The organism is Desulfomicrobium macestii, assembly GCF_014873765.1.
GTDB classification, from domain to species: Bacteria; Desulfobacterota; Desulfovibrionia; order Desulfovibrionales; family Desulfomicrobiaceae; genus Desulfomicrobium; species Desulfomicrobium macestii.
The window spans coordinates 53292-69999 of the sequence record NZ_JADBGG010000022.1; the positions used below are offsets into that span (position 1 = coordinate 53292).

The 16708-nt window shown below is 57.7% G+C and carries 16 protein-coding genes, 1 tRNA gene and 1 other RNA gene; 5 read left to right on the plus strand and 13 right to left on the minus strand.

Features of this window, described 5'->3' with window-relative positions:
- The first annotated feature begins 2 nt into the window (after window positions 1-2).
- On the plus strand, window positions 3-656 hold the full coding sequence (locus tag H4684_RS14020; RefSeq protein WP_192624210.1) for a DUF4254 domain-containing protein: 654 nt from the start codon (window positions 3-5) through the stop codon (window positions 654-656).
- Between the two features lie 17 nt (window positions 657-673).
- Window positions 674-2104 carry an Asp-tRNA(Asn)/Glu-tRNA(Gln) amidotransferase subunit GatB gene (gene gatB / locus H4684_RS14025; RefSeq protein ID WP_192624211.1) on the plus strand — a complete coding sequence of 477 codons (1431 nt, stop codon included), beginning with the start codon at window positions 674-676 and terminating at the stop codon, window positions 2102-2104.
- A 405-nt stretch (window positions 2105-2509) separates the two neighbouring features.
- On the opposite strand, the gene H4684_RS14030 is transcribed toward gatB, so the two are convergent.
- Window positions 2510-3616, minus strand: coding sequence for a M20/M25/M40 family metallo-hydrolase (locus H4684_RS14030; protein WP_092194162.1), 1107 nt, complete (start codon window positions 3614-3616; stop codon window positions 2510-2512).
- A 170-nt stretch (window positions 3617-3786) separates the two neighbouring features.
- Between H4684_RS14030 and H4684_RS14035 the strand changes: the two genes are divergently transcribed.
- Window positions 3787-4194, plus strand: coding sequence for an NINE protein (locus H4684_RS14035; protein WP_092194203.1), 408 nt, complete (start codon window positions 3787-3789; stop codon window positions 4192-4194).
- 170 nt (window positions 4195-4364) lie between these two features.
- Here the strand turns inward: H4684_RS14035 and H4684_RS14040 are convergent, their stop codons facing one another.
- The 7 genes from H4684_RS14040 to H4684_RS14065 all read right to left on the minus strand — a co-directional run bounded on the left by H4684_RS14040 (window position 4365) and on the right by H4684_RS14065 (window position 8778).
- Window positions 4365-5114, minus strand: a complete 750-nt coding sequence (locus tag H4684_RS14040) for a transporter substrate-binding domain-containing protein (protein WP_192624212.1) — start codon at window positions 5112-5114, stop codon at window positions 4365-4367.
- A gap of 148 nt (window positions 5115-5262) precedes the next feature.
- A complete protein-coding gene (locus tag H4684_RS14045; protein WP_192624213.1) occupies window positions 5263-6255 on the minus strand; it encodes a carbonic anhydrase in 993 nt (330 codons plus the stop codon).
- 243 nt (window positions 6256-6498) lie between these two features.
- Entirely contained in the window at window positions 6499-7311 is an 813-nt protein-coding gene (locus H4684_RS14050; RefSeq protein WP_192624214.1) for a hypothetical protein, read from the minus strand.
- Window positions 7312-7344: 33 nt separating this feature from the next.
- A complete protein-coding gene (locus H4684_RS21005) occupies window positions 7345-7467 on the minus strand; it encodes a hypothetical protein (protein WP_264080956.1) in 123 nt (40 codons plus the stop codon).
- Between the two features lie 83 nt (window positions 7468-7550).
- Entirely contained in the window at window positions 7551-8402 is an 852-nt protein-coding gene (locus tag H4684_RS14055) for a Tim44 domain-containing protein (protein WP_244150409.1), read from the minus strand.
- A gap of 174 nt (window positions 8403-8576) precedes the next feature.
- An RNA gene (gene ffs / locus H4684_RS14060) (signal recognition particle sRNA small type) lies at window positions 8577-8672 on the minus strand.
- 14 nt (window positions 8673-8686) lie between these two features.
- Window positions 8687-8778 (minus strand) — tRNA-Ser (locus H4684_RS14065).
- A gap of 175 nt (window positions 8779-8953) precedes the next feature.
- Between H4684_RS14065 and H4684_RS14070 the strand changes: the two genes are divergently transcribed.
- Together H4684_RS14070 and H4684_RS14075 are read left to right on the plus strand one after the other, a co-directional pair.
- The gene (locus H4684_RS14070; RefSeq protein ID WP_092194171.1) at window positions 8954-9214 is read left to right on the plus strand and encodes a toxin-antitoxin system HicB family antitoxin; all 261 of its coding nucleotides are present in this window, start codon (window positions 8954-8956) and stop codon (window positions 9212-9214) included.
- Window positions 9211-9597, plus strand: coding sequence for a type II toxin-antitoxin system VapC family toxin (locus tag H4684_RS14075; RefSeq protein ID WP_092194173.1), 387 nt, complete (start codon window positions 9211-9213; stop codon window positions 9595-9597). The genes H4684_RS14070 and H4684_RS14075 overlap by 4 nt, the downstream gene beginning before the upstream one ends.
- 80 nt (window positions 9598-9677) lie before the next feature.
- Here H4684_RS14075 and trxC read toward each other — a convergent pair whose 3' ends face one another.
- The 5 genes from trxC to hisD all read right to left on the minus strand — a co-directional run bounded on the left by trxC (window position 9678) and on the right by hisD (window position 16573).
- Window positions 9678-10109, minus strand: a complete 432-nt coding sequence (gene trxC, locus H4684_RS14080; RefSeq protein ID WP_192624215.1) for a thioredoxin TrxC — start codon at window positions 10107-10109, stop codon at window positions 9678-9680.
- Window positions 10110-10911: 802 nt separating this feature from the next.
- Window positions 10912-13452, minus strand: a complete 2541-nt coding sequence (locus H4684_RS14085) for a fused MFS/spermidine synthase (RefSeq protein ID WP_192624216.1) — start codon at window positions 13450-13452, stop codon at window positions 10912-10914.
- Window positions 13453-13575: 123 nt separating this feature from the next.
- Window positions 13576-14340 carry an enoyl-ACP reductase FabI gene (locus tag H4684_RS14090; RefSeq protein WP_192624217.1) on the minus strand — a complete coding sequence of 255 codons (765 nt, stop codon included), beginning with the start codon at window positions 14338-14340 and terminating at the stop codon, window positions 13576-13578.
- A 26-nt stretch (window positions 14341-14366) separates the two neighbouring features.
- Window positions 14367-15266, minus strand: coding sequence for a phosphoribosylaminoimidazolesuccinocarboxamide synthase (locus H4684_RS14095; RefSeq protein ID WP_192624218.1), 900 nt, complete (start codon window positions 15264-15266; stop codon window positions 14367-14369).
- Window positions 15263-16573, minus strand: coding sequence for a histidinol dehydrogenase (gene hisD, locus H4684_RS14100; RefSeq protein ID WP_192624219.1), 1311 nt, complete (start codon window positions 16571-16573; stop codon window positions 15263-15265). The genes H4684_RS14095 and hisD overlap by 4 nt, the downstream gene beginning before the upstream one ends.
- Window positions 16574-16708 lie beyond the last annotated feature (135 nt).

Here is a 16708-nt window from a genome sequence, read left to right on the forward strand (position 1 = left end):
TCATGCAGCCCATGGACCCCCTGACTCTGAAGGATCTTTTGCGTCAGGCCTGGACGGCGCAGCTCGAGAGCGTCGCCCTGTGGCATGAAGAGGAGGCCCCGGCGGACCTCCCGGCGCGTCCCGGCGACGGGCTGGTGGGACTTGTCCTGCGCCAGCATCTGAAGAATTTTCTGCTCTGGCACGTCGAGGACAGGGCCAGGCGCAAGGATGTGGACGACAGCGTCATCACCGGCTGCAAGCGTGAGATCGACGGTCTCAACCAGCAGCGAAACGATCTCATGGAGCAGGTCGATGCCTGGCTGGTGCGTGCCGTGGCCGCTTTTGCCGCCCAGAAGGCTCTGCCCGAGGAGTCGCGCCGCTTCAATACCGAGACGCTGGGCGCGGCTCTGGATCGCCTCTCCATTCTGAGCCTCAAGATTTTTCACATGCGCGAGCAAACGGGTCGCGTGGACGTGGACGCCGGGCACCTTGAGAGCTGCCGGGACAGGCTCGCCCTGCTTGAAGCCCAGCACCGGGACCTCTCCCGGTCCATTCTGGAGCTGATCGACGACTACGCCCAGGGCGTAAAAAGCCCGAAGGTCTATTTTCAGTGCAAAATGTATAACGATCCGGCCCTCAATCCGGAATTGTATGCCGCAAAGCCTGTCGCGGGCTGACGCGGGAAGGAGCCAGTATGCGCGATTACGAAGTGGTCATCGGCCTTGAAGTCCATGCCCAGCTGAGGACCAGGAGCAAGATCTTCTGCTCCTGTTCGACCCAGTTCGGGGCCGGGCCCAATGAGAATACCTGTCCGGTCTGCACCGGGATGCCGGGCCAACTGCCCGTCCTGAACGCCCGGGCCGTGGAATACGCGGTCAAGATGGCCATGGCCGTGGATTGCACCGTCAATCGTCGCTCCCTTTTCGCGCGCAAGAACTACTTTTATCCCGACCTGCCCATGGGCTACCAGATATCGCAGTTCGAGCTGCCCGTGGCCGAGCACGGACACATCGTCATCCACACGGAAAAGGGGGAGAAGCGCATCGGCATCACCCGCATCCACATGGAGAACGACGCGGGCAAGAACATTCATTCATCTACAGACAACGCGTCCTACGTGGACCTGAACCGGGCCGGAGTGCCGCTCATCGAAATCGTCAGCGAGCCGGACATGCGTTCCGCCGAGGAGGCCGTGGCCTACCTGAAGAGCCTGCGCGCCATTCTGGTTTATCTGGGCATCTGTGACGGCAATCTGGAGGAAGGGAGCTTTCGCTGCGACGCCAACGTATCCATTCGCCCTCGTGGGCAGGAGGAATTCGGCACCCGCGCGGAACTCAAGAACATGAACTCTTTCCGCAACATCCAGCGCGCCATCGAGTACGAGGTGGAGCGGCAGATCGATCTGGTCGAGGACGGGGAGCAGGTCATACAGGAGACCCGGCTTTTCGATACGGTCAAGGGCGTGACCCGCTCCATGCGCGGCAAGGAGGAGGCTCACGACTATCGCTATTTTCCCGATCCGGATCTTTTGCCCCTGATCATCGAGGAAGAGTGGATGGACAAGTGGCGGGCCGAGCTGCCGGAGTTGCCCGAGGCCCGCTGTCTTCGTTTCCAGGATGTTTTGGGGCTGCCCGTTTACGACGCCCAGGTGCTGACGGCGGAAAAAGAGGTGGCCGACTATTTTGAGACCGCGCTTGCGACCCACAACGAGCCCAAGAAGATCTCGAACTGGGTCATGGGCGAGGTTTTGCGCGAGCTGAACGACCGCGGCGTGACGCTGGACGGATGCAAGCTTCGGCCGGAGGATCTGGCCGGGCTGGTCAAGCTTGTCGATGACGGCGTGATAAGCGGCAGCATGGCCAAGGGCGTGTTCAAGGAACTTTTCGAGACCGGCGGCGATCCCGAGGCCTACGTCAAGGCCAAGGGCCTGGTGCAGATTTCGGACACTTCGGCCATCGAAGGCCTGGTCGACGAGGTTCTGGCCGAGAATCCGTCGGAAGTTGAGCGGTACAAGGGCGGTGACAAGAAGCTGACCGGCTTCTTTGTCGGCCAGGTCATGAAGAAATCCAAGGGCAAGGCCAACCCGGGGCTGGTCAATCAGCTCCTGGCCAAGAAGATGGGCTAGGCGGAATCGAAAGGCTTCACAAAAAAACGAAACGGGCGGCTCAAGGGTCGCCCGTTTGCGTTTGAGCGCAAGGGCGCTGCAATTCTCCCTTCGTCATCATGCTATTGCCGCAAAGTGTCCCCAGATAGGTAGGCGGGATGGACCAAACCATTTTCCTGCACCTGTCCGCAAGAATGACATCCCCCGCCAGCACCTCAAGACCCGCTGTCGGCATGGCCCTCGGCCTCGTCGGCTGTCTGACTGAGCCAGGCATCGTTTGCTGAATCGCAGCCTGGTGCGTCGCCCTGATTGCCCGCCCTGCAGGCTGCGATTCAACTCTACGAGGCCGGTGAAGGAGTTCCGGCGGGGCCGAGGGCCGTGCCGACAGTGGGTCGCGGGCCGCACATCGCGGAATCTCCCGGCCTCCTATCTCTGCATGAGCGCCGCGGTCAGTTGCACGGCTTTTACCATGTCGTCGATCCGGATGAACTCGTCCGTGGTGTGCACCCGGTTCATGCCGATACCAAGGTTGATGCAGGACAGGCCCTGGCCGGAGAAGATGTTGGCGTCGCTGCCGCCACCCGTGCCCTTGACCGCGGCGATGAGGTTCAGATCGTTGCAGGCATGCAGGGCGCGATGCAGGAGTTTGCTGTCGGCGGGGACGTCCATGGCAGGGTAGGAGATTTCATGGCTGAAATCGAAGTTTCCGCCCGCTTCCTGGGCCGCTTCGACGCAACACAGGCGCATGTGTTCGATCTGGGCCATGAGCCTTGCGTTGCTCTGTGCCCGGGCCTCTCCGGTCAGGGTCACGCTGTCCGGGACGATGTTCGTCTGTCCGCCGCCCTCGATGCGTCCGAGATTGGCTACGGTCTCCTCGTCGATGCGCAGAAGCTTCATGCGGCTGATCGCATTGGCTGCCATCTGGATGGCGCTGATCCCTTTTTCAGGCTCGATGCCGGCATGGGCCGAGCGCCCATGGAAGGTTATGGTCATGCCGGCCTTGGATGGCGCGCGGACAATGATGGTGCCGACGTCCCCGCTCGAATCGAGGACCACGACCTCCCGGGCCTTGACCCGTGAAAAGTCCATGTGCTTGGCCCCAAACATCCCGGACTCTTCACAGACCGTGAACAGCAGGAAAAGTTCGGGGTGGGGGATGCCGTCCTCCTCAAGATGGAAGAGGGCTTCAAGAATGGCGCTGATGCCGGCCTTGTCGTCGCCGCCGAGGACCGTGTTCGAGGCGGAGCGGATGATTCCGTCGGTCAGGACGGGTTCAACGCCCAGGCAGGGATCCACGCAGTCCATGTGTGCCGAGAACGCCATGGCGTCGCCGGGGCCGGTGGCGGGCACGCGGACAATGACGTTGCCTGAGTTGCCGCCGAAAAAAGTGCCCGCGTTGTCGACGTGGACGTCATAGCCCCGGGCACGGAGCAGGGCGCACAGATGGTCGGTCACGGGTTTCTCCTGTCCGGAGGGACTGTCGAGGCGGACCAGGTCGAAAAATGTGTTTATCAGTCGATCTTTATTTATCATGGGGATGCGGTTCCTTGTGGATGGGAGTTGCCGGGATCATTGCTTTTTGAGTAGAAAAGGTCAACAATTCAGAAACGACGCGGCACTGGCCTGGCAATGTCCGCCCTCAATTTCGCTTCGCGAAACCATATGGACTGTCGGCGGAAAATTCAATGAAACAGGGAGCATTCATGCAAAGAGAGAATATGGTTGAAACACACAGTACATTCATGGGCTATCTGCTCTGGGTTTTCGGATTCACCGGCGCGCACCGTTTTTATTATGGACGCCCCATTTCCGGGACGATCTATTTTTTCACCCTGGGCCTTCTTTTCATCGGCTGGATCGTGGACCTTTTTCTGATCCCGTCCATGGAACGCTCGGCCGCGCTGCGTTTTCGGCCCGGACGCATCGATTATTCCCTGGCCTGGATTCTGCTCACCTTTCTTGGTGTTCTGGGCGTGCACCGCATGTACATGGGCAAGTGGGTTACGGGTGTCCTGTACATGCTGACCGGAGGATTCTTTCTGATTGGGTACATCTATGATTTCTGGACATTGAACGATCAGATCACGGTCCTGAACGCCTCCAACGGCTAGCAGCCTGTCCCGAAACGACGATCTGAGCCATCACTGCTAAAAGGGTCCAGGCCCGAAGCGTAGGTAATGATACGTTTCAGGCCTGGATTTTCTTTGTTCCTCGACTTCTCCATTGTTTGCCGGCCGGGCAGTTGCAACTTTCAATAGCCGGTGGGGAAGTGCGGGCGTTTCTAGTTCCGTCTTGTCGGGGCGGTGCTCGAAAACCATTTGCGGGCCAGGGCATCGAGTTTTCCTTCAGCCTGAAGATCCCGTAGCGCCCCGTTTATTCTACTGAGCAATTCGGGGTGGCCCTTACGGAGCGCGATGGCGACATCGGAGCCAGGGTCCGGATTGATGAGCGTCCGGATTTCAAGCCCCCTCAGGGCGGCCAGGTATTTGCCGACTTCAAGCGGCATGATGGCGGCCGCTGTTTCTCCGCGAGCCAGCAGGTCCATGGACTCTTCCTTGCTCCCGGTCTGCATGATGCGGATTTTCTGATGGATGCCCACTTCTTTCCAGCGCAATTCCACAAAGGAATGCCTGTCTCCGGTTATGACGAGCCCGAACAGGTCCTCGACCCTGGACACGGTGCTGTTTGCCAGGACAAAGACCACGTCGTGGCGCGTGGCGTAGGGTGTGGAGAACTCGAAATATCCGTGGCGGAAAGCGTTGACCTCCATGCCCACGACCATGTCGATCCGGTCGAAGAGGAGCATGTTTATGACATCGTCCCACTTGCCCTGCTTAAAACGGGCCGCAACCCCAAGCCGGGCACAGACTGCCTTTGCAACGTCCACATCGAATCCGGCAGGTTCGTCATCAATGGCGAACTGATACGGCGGGAACCCGATCGCGACGCCGCAGGTCAGCGATTCCTGGGCCAGTCCGGAAACGGAGCCCAGACAAATGATCAGGACGAGAGATGATAAAATTCGAATCATGGGGACTCCACGGGAATTGAGGGGCGTCATTGCGAGTATCTACCCAATCCTCCGTGGTTGAACAAGGCCGGGATGCAAACTTTTACGGTCTGTCGTCGGCAATCCTGGCGCCCGGAAATGAGAAACCCGGCCGGGCCGGGTTTGTGTCCTAGTTCTGATCGGGATTGAGTATCTTCTTGTCGAGCGCGAAGACCGCTCCAATGAGCAGCAGGACGAACACGATGAAGGAGAAGAATCCGAACCCTCCGGACGAAGGGGCTTCAGCCGCCTCGCCGTGGCCTTCAGCCTTGGCCTTTTCCACGGCGGGTTCCGTATGGGCGGCGTCGGCAGGCTCCGCATGGGCCGGTTCCGCGTGAGCCGGTTCCGCATGGGCGACGACATCTTTTGCGGGCTCGGCGTGCATGGCGGCGTCGGCGTGGGCCGGGGGCGTCACTCCACCCAGAAGCTCGGTCTGACGTGGATGAGTGCCCAGAATGTTCACCTTGCCGGTCAGGATGTCGTACACGGCCCCAACCACCACGACGCGGCCGTCTTTGGCGCGGTCGGCGATGGCGTGGCTCTTGCCCAGGAGATCTTCGATGGCTTGCCAGACATTGGCTTCAATGGCCTTGACGATGAGTTCGGGTGTGTCGGCGTCGGGGTGCTCGTGGCGGGCCTTTTCCACCGCAGGCACGATGTTGTCCACCAGGGCGGGGATGCTGCCATGGACCTCGGCTCCGGTGGTCACGGCCGTGACGGCGCCGCAATAGGTGTGCCCGAGCACCATCAGCACCGGTGTGCCGAGGTGATCCACTCCATATTCGGCGGACCCGATTTCATCGGTGTCGGCCACGTTGCCGGCCACCTTGATGACGAACAAATCTCCGACGCCCTGATCAAAAAGAATTTCAACGGGGACTCTCGAATCCGAGCAGGCGATGACCGTCGCGAAGGGGGCCTGTCCCTCAGTGGTGGTCAGCAGGCGTCTGGAAAAACTGGTGTTGGGGTGGGTCGATTGGCCCAGGGCGAAGCGCAGGTTGCCCTCGGTAAGCATCTTGAGCCCTGTATCGGGACTTACGGGGTGGACGCCGGGAGCTGACGCCATGGCCGCAAACGGAGCAAGGACGAGCAGAAATGCCAGGACAAAACGTTTGATGTACATGTTGAACCCCTGATTGAATGTTTGAGGTGAGCAGCCTTGGCTGCGATCTTGTGCGTGAATGATGCGTGACTGATGCTTGAGAAAAGGTTCTCGATTTTAGCGCAGCTTCCGGTGCATTTCAAGGAGTGTTGCGGGGAAAAAGTCTCTTTTGCCGGGGGAGACGCAACTGGGCCGGCAATCAAAAAAGCGGCGCAAGGCCGAAGCCATGCGCCGCTTGCAAACGGAGTTTAAGTGCCCGCGCGACTAGGCTTTGAGCACGGTCTTGTCCATGAACACGATCACACCGATAAGGGCAGCGATGAATACCAGGACAAGCATGAAACCCGAACCTCCGGATTCCTGTCCGGCCTGGGCGTCCTCGGCGGGTGCGGCGTGTGCGGCTTCGGCGGGAGCAGCGTGGTTTTCCGTCTGTGCGGCGTCTTCCTGCACCACGGCTTCATGGGTTTCGGTGGCGGCCTTTTCTTCCGTCACGGCCGCCTGCGGTTCGGTCGCGGCTTCTGTTTCGGGAGCGACTTCTGAAGCGGGTTCAGCCGCCCCTTCGGTCTCGGTTCCGGAAGGCTGCGAGAGCAGGTACTGTCCGACCAGAATCTGCAGTTCGGGGTGAGCGCCCAGGACCTTGACGGCTCCGCTCTGCGCGTCGACCGTGGCTCCCACGGCTGAAATCTGGCCCTTCAGCACCGCATGGATCAGGTCGGGAGAAGCCACCAGCGTATTGGCATAAACCGTCCACACCGCGTCTTCGGTCAGTCCGAGAACAACGACCAGGGGCGCGGTGAGATCCACAGCCTGCACGGCAATGCCGGTCGTGGGTCCAAAGCCGCCTTCGGGCTTGACCACGGCGAGCTGTGATTCGCTGAGGCCGAAGAGTTCGGTTGCGGGCACGGAAATGGCCGGATCGGCGATGACGATGGCCAGGGGAGCCGGGGCAAGGCTCTGCTCCAGGACGAATTTTTCATTGCCCAGGGACAGGGCCTTGAGGGCAGCCTCGGGAGCGGCGGCCAGAGCGGACACGGCAACGGCACAAAAGAGCACCGTCAGGGAGAGGATTCTTTTCATGTACGGTTTCCTTATGAAATGAAGTTTGTGGTCTCAAAGAGCGCCCAGGTCCGAATCATCCCCGGAGCACAAGCCTTGTTTGTACGCTTCGATGGCGTCCTTGTACGCGCTGGCCAGGACGTCGCTCCCGCAGTACCTGCAGGAGATGCGCGCCACGGCTCACCTGCCCGTGATCCGCGCGGGCTTGCCGCAGATCGGGCAGGTGATGTCGTCGATATCGCGGGAGTTACCCTCGTGCATCATTTTTCCAGCTGCTGGATGCCTTCCACTACCCAGTGCTTTTCGCCGCCGGATTCGTAACGGCTGAAGTGCCATGCCTCGCGAACCTGTTCGGCTGGCGCCGAGGTCGAGTCTTCGCGCAGCATGGTGTCGAAAAGAACCGTGGCGATGGTCTGATTGCCCAGAGTCTTGACTTCAAGAAGAGTGGCTTCGAGAAGCAGGATTTCCGTCTTTCCGGGGTTGGGGTCCGCCGCCGCCTGAGCCTGGATTTCGGCAAAGACGTCCTCGGAGGTGAACTGTCGCAGATCATTCAAGTCGCGGGCGTCCCAGGCCGCCTGAAGACGGGTGTATGCAGCCTTGGCGCCTTGCAGGAAGTCTTCGGCGTCAAATCCTGCCGGGTAATCGGGAGCCGTGGATGCGGCGTGCTGCTGCGAGCTGCGCAGGTTGTCCCATGCACCCCGGTTCATGTCGTGAACCCGGGCAGGTCCTCCTGCGGTCTGCGTTGCCGGTTGGCGGCTGCGCAGAAAACGCATGAGCAGAAAAAGACCTCCGCCGATGAGCAGGATGTCGATAAAAGAGATCCCGGAAAAACCGCCGCCAAAAAAGAGCGAACCGAGCAGGCCGCCCATGAGCATGCCGCCGAGAAGTCCTCCAAACATGCCGCGTCCACCCATGGGAGAGGCTCCGGGTGCTGCCTGTTTCGTTTGCGAGGAAGTGGGCGCCGCGGGTTTTTGATAGCTTTTGGAATAGGACGGCCTGCTCCCGAAAGAGCCACCGCCACCCAGACGTCTTGCTTCGGCCAGGTCAGGCATGGTCAGCAAGACAATTCCAAGGCTGAGAATGATGGCTCCCAAGAATGAGAATTTTGTCACAAGTCCTCCTTGATGAGTTTGATCCTGTAACCGATATGGGCACGGGATGGAAACTGGAAACATGAATGCGCGTTATTGGTGATTATAATGATCCGATGAGGATGGGGAAGGGTTGTGCGCGCGGAAGAACAACTCCAAATGTAAAAAAAAAGGCAGGAGCGAAAAAATTCGCACCTGCCAGGGAAGCCGGGTACCCGAAAACAACTGTTACCGCTGCTTCCTTTCGGACCTGACGGGGTTGGCAGCGTTTCCGCCACCCGGCTTCCCTTTCATTTTTCAATAAATGGCGGAGAGGAGAGGATTCGAACCTCCGGTACCCGTTGAGGTACACACACTTTCCAGGCGTGCGCCTTAAACCAGACTCGGCCACCTCTCCGCGATCGGGAAAAACGTCTCTATGTCAGAGGACTTTGTTTGGCAAGGGAAAAATTGTCCGAAATCAAAATTTAAGATCGATCACGGCTTTTGGGTCTGATTTTATCTTGCCGTTGACAATCTTCAGAGTGAAAGCATATTTTAAATGCAAAGTGATGTCATAAATGGAGGCAAAGATGAAGACATTGAGTATTCGCGGTGTGGATGAGGATTTGTCCAAACGTATCAAGGTTGCTGCCAAGAAAGAGGACAAGAGCGTCAATAATTTTGTGCTGGACACCCTGCGCAAGCAGTTGGGCATGGGTAAGGAGAGGCGATTTTCGAGGGAATGGGACGATCTGGACAGCCTCTTTGGCGTCTGGAGCGCCGAGGAATACGCGGCCATTCAAGGCAGGATCGACACACAGCGACAGATCGACGAAGAGCTTTGGGCATGAACAGGATGCTCATCGATACCAACATCTATTCCGGTGCCCTTCGCGGCGATCAGGAGATAGTAGGCGCTTTACGGCAGGCGGAGCACATCGGCTTGAGCGTTATATCCATGGGAGAACTCTTTTCCGGCTTCAAAGGGGGCACGCGGGAAGACGAAAACAAAAGGGAGCTTGGGATATTTCTCGATTCTCCCCGAGTGGCCCTGTATCCCGTCGATGTCTACACGGCTCAACATTATTGTGCCATCCTCAACCAATTGCGTCGCAGCGGGACGCCCATACCCACTAACGACATTTGGATCGCGGCGACGGCTGCCCAGCATGGGCTTCCCCTGTACACGCGGGACAGTCATTTTTCAAAAATCGAAGGGCTGCTGTTGCGCTAAACCATCTTTTTGGACGTTTCTAGCCGTCATGATCGTTCCGTTGTGTTCTTACGAAAAGATGGACCGTTTGTTGGAGATCTTCACAGTTGTCCTTTCACCCAGGCCTGGATCTGGGCGGCGGGCATGGCTCCGGCCGTGCGAGCGGTTTCCCTGCCCTGCCGGAAGAGGACCAGACTCGGAACGGACTGGATGTTGAAGCGGGCAGGAACGGTGCGCTGGGCCTCGGTGTCCATCTTGGCCAGGATCACCTGCCCCTGGAGGGCTGCGGCAGCCTGGCTAAAGGCCGGAGTCATCATCTTGCACGGCCCGCACCACGGAGCCCAGAAATCGACCAGCACGGGCAGGGTGGAGCGGGTGATGAAGCGCTCGAAGGTCTGGTCCGTGAGTTCCACTGGGTTTACGGGCAGGAGGGACGTGGCGCACTTGGCGCAGACGGGGTTCTGGCGGATGCGTTCGGTGAGAACGGCGTTGACGGTCTGGCAGTTCGGGCAGACGGCATGTATTTTTTCCATGAGTGTGGCCTCCGGTTTGTGGTGAGGATGAGAACTAACAGGGAATAAACATCCGGCTGCGATGGGCAAGGTGGCAGGAAGAAATGCGAATGACACGTGATGCCACAACGTCATCCTCGTGAAGGCGAAAGCCCACGATTCTCTCAAGATTCGAGCTGCCGTTGCGGCACGCGGCCCGTTGTCGGCATGCCCCTCGGCCCCGCCGGAACTCCTTCTCCGGCCTCGTAGAGTTGAATCGTTGCGTGCAGGACGGAAAATTCAGGCCGTGCAACAGGCAACGATTCAACAAACGATGCCTGGCTCAGTCAGACAGCCGACGAGGCCGAGTGCCATACCGACAACGGGCCTTGAGGCGTTGGTGTGCATTAGTTCGATGATGAGCTGCTGAAAGATGGATTCCGCGCTGTTGCCCGACATGGCCCGCCTTCGCGGGAATGACCTGGAGATATGCGGGAATTACATGGATCTGTGCGGGATTCCGCTGTGTCCATGCAAACTGGACAGAACGCATATTTGTCGGGACCAATAGGCGTCATTCCCGCGAAGACGGGAATCCATTTTTTCTCTTTGGACCACGCATGTCGAACCGTGAATGACGCTGCCACTCGGCGGCAGGCAAAGAGTCAAACGAAAGCCAACAAAAAACCCCTTCGCGGGAAGGGGTTGGTGTCAGTAGCGGGGCAGTCAGGCTCAGATGCCCATGATGTTGTAGCCCGAATCCACGTAAATGACTTCGCCGGTAATGGCGCGGCAGGGTGCGGGTACTTGCTGGTTCATGAATGTCGGTACGTACAGGGATGGTTTAGTTGAGTGATCGGCGCAGCATTTCTTCCGTGACCCTGTCTGGAATTCTCCAGTGGGAATAAAAGTTTCGTCGGTGGAGATAGCGTGCGTTTGTGTCCAACTCGGAATCGGAAATTCTAAGGGATGATGCGTAGGACGCTTCCAGAATGTCGAAAAAAATGTCCGGGCGATTGGGGCCGAGCAAAAATTTTGGAGAATGAAATTCAACGACGGGAAATGAATCCGTGTTCAATGAAGTTATTCCGAGAGTCATTGTTTGCAAAGAATTGTTGTCAAGGTAATAGAAGCTCAGTAGCGATCCGGGGGTGTTAATATGCATGTCCTCAAATTTTTTGCGGACATCTGATGTTTCAAACAAGTGGCTGAGGCGTTCCACATTGATTTCAAGGGGCTGCATTGAGCTTAGCAAAAACGTGTCCGTCCCAGACATCCAGAGGTGTACATAGGGAAAGACGCTTTGCAGGGATTTTATGATCAGTTTAAAATGTGAACTGTCCATGTTGTAATACGGAATCCACTGGCACAGGATGCCACCTTCATTGAGCTTGTTCCCGGCTATACGAAAAAAATCCGCAGTGAAGAGGTTGGCGTTGCCCGTCTGCCAGGGATTCGAAGGCTCTGAAATGATCATGTCGTATTTTTTAGGCATGGAAGAGAGCCACGTGCGACCATCGAGAATCCGAATTGTGGATCGGGGATCGTTAAAAACGCGATCGTTCAGCGCGGAGAAAAAACCGGCAGCTTCAACGACTTCCGGAGAGATCTCAATGCTTTCGACGGAGTTCACGGGAAGATCGAGTACACATGCCGAGGTGATGCCTGTTCCTAGACCAATGACAAGGGCGTCTGCGGTGTTTCGTGCGTATAAGTACGGCAGGTAGCCCAAAAGCATCTGCGTGGTATTGTCACCTTCGCTGGATCCGTCCGTCTTGCCGTTGACTCTCAGGAACCTGTGCCCAAGCGAGGACTCAAGAACTGCAACGCTTGCGGATCCTTCCTTGTAGAAAATCAGATCGTAGTTCTTCATTTCCCGTTCCAGAGCGCTTTCGGAGTCAAAGAACTTCGAATAGACATAGACGCCCGAGTTCATTTTTGTTGCGTCCCAGGTGGTGAAGAAGACCGGGGCGGTCAGGGCTATGAGGAAGATGAAGCCTGCGAAAACCTTGCGGAAAGAAGTCTGGGGTTTGGTGCCGAGGAGGACCACTGCCGCGCCGCCCAGAGCCAGGCTGGCCGCGATGATAAGGCAGCGTTCCGATCCTACCAGCGGTATGATGATAAAACCAGCTACCAAGGCTCCGCAAATGCTCCCAGCCGTGTTCCAGATATAGGCGATGGATGTTGACACACCGGTGCTTACGGACTGGTTTTGCCTGGAACGTGTGATGATGTGTAAACAGAGGGGGAAAGTCGCTCCTCCGATGAAAGTTGGAAGGAACATGAGCGCGGCGCAGGCCAGGAATTCCTTGGCCACGACCATGTGCCACTGAGCCTGCATGTCGCCAAAAATGGTGACGAACCACGCGGGCAGAAAGCCAATGACTGGTGTGATGGCCAAAATGGTCAAACCGTCGAGGATGAGCAGGCCAGCAAGAAATCTGGTGGAGCAATAGGGAAGCAGGTATCTTGCCGCAAAATAACATCCGGCCGAAAGACCGATGAGATAGGCTGTGAGCATGGTCGAAAAGGCGTAAACCGAAGTCCCGAAGACCAGAACAAGGGCGTGACTCCATGCGTTTTCGAGCAGCATTCCAATTGTCCCGATGAGAAAAAGAATGAAAATCGGAAGTGCAAAAGGGATCAAGGCGGCATCATCAAGACGATCTTTTCGTGTTTCGACTTTTTTCTTTTTATTTGAAGTCGCCAGAGGCTTCTCAGCACTTTCCATGAACGTGTCGCGTAGCAGGAAGATGCATGCCAGCCCTACCATCACATTTAAAATCGCCGCGAAATATATGGTCCAGTTGAGTCCGTAGTACGGTATCGCAAGAAACGCGCTGGAGAACGAGCCAAGAGCCGCTCCGAATGTGTTGATGGCGTACAGAATTCCAATGCGTGACCCGGCCTTGCCTGCATCCTTTTCGATATACTGCGCGAGCACTGGCAAGGTCGCCCCCATGAGCGACGTTGGAATGATGAGCAATACCAGGGCGATGAGAAATCTGTACAGGGCGAGAGACAGCTGAGAATCATACGACGCCGAAAATATGGCCGCATGGATAGGTTCCATGTTGGAAAGAATGAAGGGGAAGGCGAGTGCGTAACATCCAAGCGCGATTTCCAGCCAACCGTATATAATGCCAAGATTCTTGCCACGCCTGCTCAGTTTCGCTCCGGCATGGCTCCCAAGGGCCAGACCAAGCATAAAGACAGCCAGGACAGTAGAGATGGCCTGATTGGTACTGCCGAAAACAAGGGAGAGCATTCTGGCCCAGACAACCTGATAGGCCAGGGCGCACATGCCCGACAGGAGAAAGGCCAGGATAAGAACGATAATTCTGCTTGTCGGTAGAGCGGTGGAGGAAGATCGCTGCAAAATCATTCAAAGCTCCAGAAATGGCGTGTTTCGGTTTGCGGCAGTCGAAAATGATTATTGGAGTTGAAAAACTCCTGCATAAAAAAACCCCTTCAGCGGGAAGGGGTTGCCAGAGACTTTGGCAGAGGCTCAGATGCCCATGATGTTGTAGCCCGAATCCACGTAAATAACCTCGCCGGTGATGGCGCGGGAGAGGTCCGAGGCCAGGAAGAGGCCGGTCTTGCCCACGTCTTCCTGGACGATGTTGCGGCGCAGGGGGGCGCGTTCCTCGATGGTGGCGAGGATGGTCTTGAAGCCGGAGATGCCGGACGAGGCCAGGGTCTTGAGCGGCCCTGCGCTGATGGCGTTGACACGGATGCCGCGTTCGCCAAGGTCCATGGCCAGGTAGCGCACGCTGCACTCCAGCGCGGCCTTGGCAACGCCCATGATGTTGTAATGGGTTATGACCTTTTCCGCGCCGTAGTAGGTCATGGCCATGACGGAGGCGTTGTCGTTCAGTAGGGGCTCGTAGGCCTTGGAGATGGCCACCAGCGAGTAAGCCGAGATATCCATGGCCAGATGAAAGCCTTCGCGGGAGGTGTCCACATATCGGCCCTTCAGGTCATCACGGTTGGCGAAGGCAACGGAGTGCACCAGGATGTCGAAGTTGCCCCATTTTTCCTTAACCAGCTCTGCGGACTGGGCGATGGCGGCATCGTCGGCCACGTCACACTGAAACAGGAAGTCGCTGCCGAGTTCCTCATGGATGGGCTCGACCCGTTTTTTGAGCGCCTCTCCTGCGTAGCTCAGCGCGATGGAAGCACCGTTGTCCTTGAGCTCCTTGGCAATGGCGTAGGCAATGCTCTTGTCGTTGGCCACGCCAAAAATCAGGGCTTTCTTCCCTTGAACGAGCATGGATTATCTCCAGTTGTGTTTGTGCCTTACGGCAATTGCAAAGGGGACCCAGTCAGCAGTTCAAAAGCTTCCAGGTATTTCTTTTGTGTTTCGGCGATGACCTCGGCGGGCAGCGTCGGAGGCGGCGGGGTTTTGTCCCAGTCGGTTCCGCTCAGCCAATCGCGCAGATACTGCTTGTCGAAACTTGGCTGGGACTGACCGGGGACATACTTGTCCGCGGGCCAGAAGCGGGAGGAATCCGGCGTCATGACTTCGTCGATGAGCAGGATATCCTTTTCATTCAGGCCGAATTCAAACTTGGTATCAGCAATGATGATCCCGCGCGCGGCAGCAAGGTCCCGGCCACGGGAATAGATGGCCAGGGAAAGTTCCTGGATCTTTTTGAGCAATCCCTCGCCAATGCGTGATTTGGCGTCGGCCAGGGTGATGTTTTCATCGTGGGCGCCAAGGTCCGCCTTGGTGGACGGAGTGAAGAGCGGCGTCTCGAGTTTGTCGGAATCCACCAGCCCGGCGGGCAGCTTGTATCCGCAGACCGATCCGGTGGCCTTGTAGTCCTTGAAGCCCGAGCCAGTCAGATAGCCGCGAACGATACATTCGATGGGCAGGGGCTTGGCTTTTCGGACCACGACCGCGCGGCCTTCCAGTTCGTCCCTGTAAGGAGCGAGGGCGGCAGGAAAATCGCGTACATCCGTGGCCAGTAGATGGTTGGAAACCAGGTCCTTGAAGGCTTCCATCCAGTAGAGGGTGATCTGATTGAGAACCACGCCCTTGTAGGGGATGGGCTCGTTCATGATCACGTCAAAGGCGGACATGCGGTCCGTGGTCACGATCAGCAGGGTCTGTAGGTCGATTTCGTAGATATCGCGGACTTTTCCGCGAGAGATGAGCGGAAATTCACGAATTTTTGTTTTGGTAACGATTTTCATGGGTTCTCCAAACGTTGTTCGACGCTACGGGCATGAGCTTCCAGGCCTTCCAGGCGGGCCAGACGGGCCACCTTTGAACCGTGGGTGCCAATGTAGGCCTGGTCTGTGCATATCAGGCTGGTTTTTTTGCAAAAAGTGTCCACCGACAGGGCTGAGGAAAAGCGTGCCGTGGAAAGAGTTGGCAGCACGTGGTTCGGCCCCGCGAAATAATCGCCCACGGGTTCGGGGGTGCTGTGGCCCATGAAAACGGCCCCGGCATTGCGCACCGAACCGATCCAGGCCCAGGGGTCGGCCACGCTCAGTTCGAAATGTTCGGGCGCGAGGCGGTTGATGAGCTCCATGCCCGATTCAAGATCAGGCACATGAATGAGCGCGCTCCACTCGCCAAGGGACTTGGCTGCGATCTCCTGACGCGGAAGCGTGGATAGCTGCAGGGCAAGTTCCTTTTTGACCTCGTCAAGAAGACGGTTGTCCGAAGAAATGAGAATGCTTGAAGCCAGCGGATCATGCTCTGCCTGGGAAAGCATGTCGGCGGCCAGCCATTTCGGGTTGGCCGTTGAGTCGGCCAGGATGGCGATTTCGCTGGGTCCTGCGATCATGTCGATGCCGACCTGCCCGACGAGCAGGCGTTTGGCCGTGGTCACAAAGATGTTGCCCGGACCGGCGATGACATCGACCCTCGGGATGGACTCGGTGCCGTAGGCCAGGGCCGCTATGGCCCAGGCGGAACCGCACATGAAAATGGTGTCGATCCCTAGAATGGCGGCGGTGGCCAGAATATATGGGTTGAGTGTCCCATCCTTGCGCGGTGGACTGACCACGCAGATGGTTTTCACGCCCGCGACCTGCGCCGGGATGGCGTTCATGAGCAGGCTCGATATGAGCGGGGTCTCCCCGCCCTGACCGCCGGGCACGTAAAGCCCAGCACGGTCCACGGGCAGCACGAGCTGGCCCAGTGTGGTTCCGGGGACAGGGGTGGTGATCCAGGAGTTCTGCTTCTGGCGTAGATGAAAATCGCGGATATTGGCGGCTGCTTCACGGATGATGGCCGCATCCTCTGCGGGTATCTGTTCCAGGGCGCTGGCAATGTCCTCTTTGGGGACGGCCAGTTGCGTGGACGCAAGGCTGGGGCAGTCAAACCGACGGGTGTACTCGGCAACGGCTTCGTCACCACGGTCACGAACATTGGTGAGGATGTCTCGCACCAGCGGTTCGACATTGTCCTCACCGGCATCACGGCGCGCGAGCCAGGACGTGATGGCGGTCCAGTCATCGGGTGACGTATATTCAAGAAATCTCAAAGGCATGAATGCTCTCGCATGGGTTCTGAAGTATGGTGGTGGGCTGATGAAAGCAGGATTCCCGTTTTCACGGGAATGACAGAAATACGTTCACAGCTTCTTGTCATTCCCGCGAAGGCGGGAATCCATCCACTCTTTCCG

Coding starts and splice junctions, on each gene's coding strand:
- H4684_RS14020 (WP_192624210.1), top strand. CDS start 3: ATGCAGCCCATGGACCCCCTGACTCTGAAGGATCTTTTGCGTCAGGCC.
- gatB (WP_192624211.1), top strand. CDS start 674: ATGCGCGATTACGAAGTGGTCATCGGCCTTGAAGTCCATGCCCAGCTG.
- H4684_RS14030 (WP_092194162.1), bottom strand. CDS start 3,616: ATGATAAATAAAGATCGACTGATAAACACATTTTTCGACCTGGTCCGC.
- H4684_RS14035 (WP_092194203.1), top strand. CDS start 3,787: ATGCAAAGAGAGAATATGGTTGAAACACACAGTACATTCATGGGCTAT.
- H4684_RS14040 (WP_192624212.1), bottom strand. CDS start 5,114: ATGATTCGAATTTTATCATCTCTCGTCCTGATCATTTGTCTGGGCTCC.
- H4684_RS14045 (WP_192624213.1), bottom strand. CDS start 6,255: ATGTACATCAAACGTTTTGTCCTGGCATTTCTGCTCGTCCTTGCTCCG.
- H4684_RS14050 (WP_192624214.1), bottom strand. CDS start 7,311: ATGAAAAGAATCCTCTCCCTGACGGTGCTCTTTTGTGCCGTTGCCGTG.
- H4684_RS14070 (WP_092194171.1), top strand. CDS start 8,954: ATGAAGACATTGAGTATTCGCGGTGTGGATGAGGATTTGTCCAAACGT.
- H4684_RS14075 (WP_092194173.1), top strand. CDS start 9,211: ATGAACAGGATGCTCATCGATACCAACATCTATTCCGGTGCCCTTCGC.
- trxC (WP_192624215.1), bottom strand. CDS start 10,109: ATGGAAAAAATACATGCCGTCTGCCCGAACTGCCAGACCGTCAACGCC.
- H4684_RS14085 (WP_192624216.1), bottom strand. CDS start 13,452: ATGATTTTGCAGCGATCTTCCTCCACCGCTCTACCGACAAGCAGAATT.
- H4684_RS14090 (WP_192624217.1), bottom strand. CDS start 14,340: ATGCTCGTTCAAGGGAAGAAAGCCCTGATTTTTGGCGTGGCCAACGAC.
- H4684_RS14095 (WP_192624218.1), bottom strand. CDS start 15,266: ATGAAAATCGTTACCAAAACAAAAATTCGTGAATTTCCGCTCATCTCT.
- hisD (WP_192624219.1), bottom strand. CDS start 16,573: ATGCCTTTGAGATTTCTTGAATATACGTCACCCGATGACTGGACCGCC.